The sequence below is a fragment of the Bacillus sp. LR--39 genome, assembly GCF_053613335.1.
Genome location: NZ_JBSIOT010001298.1, coordinates 1 through 579, shown reverse-complemented (window position 1 = coordinate 579; position 579 = coordinate 1). Strand labels below are relative to the sequence as shown.

Genomic DNA, 579 nt, shown 5'->3' with positions numbered 1-579 from the left:
ATCAAAGTGCTGAAAAACGGCGAAGAAACCTTCCCGGACATTTTCAAAGCAATGAGAAAAGCGGAATCTTACATACATATTGAATACTATATGTTTAAATCTGACATGCTCGGACGCGGCATGATGGATATTATGATGGAGAAAGCGCGCCAGGGTGTCGAGGTGAGGTTTTTATACGATGCGGCAGGAAGCATGAAGCTGGCAAGAAGAGATATTATGAGAATGAAACAAGCGGGGGTGGACATCGTCCCGTTTTCTCCGCTGAAATACGGGTTTTTCAACCAGAAGCTGAATTTCAGAAATCACCGGAAAATCGTGATCATCGATGGGAAAACCGGTTTTGTGGGCGGATTAAATGTTGGAAAGGAATATATCAGCAGAGATCCGTACATCGGATTTTGGAGAGATACACACCTGCGGCTTGAGGGGGAAATTGTGCAAACGCTCCACGCTATCTTTATGCTGGATTGGGAATACGTCTCCAATGAAGTGTTAATTGATCAAGAGGAGTACAATACCCCGGTTCCCGTGGAAGGAGGAGGCATTTATCAAATTGTCGCGACAGGCCCTGACATGAAG

1 protein-coding gene is annotated in these 579 nt (G+C 45.3%); it reads left to right on the top strand.

What is annotated here, in order from left to right; translation table 11 throughout:
* Positions 1-579: phospholipase D-like domain-containing protein (locus tag ACWHAR_RS30100; RefSeq protein WP_452088807.1), on the top strand; the 579-nt coding region annotated here is incomplete at both ends.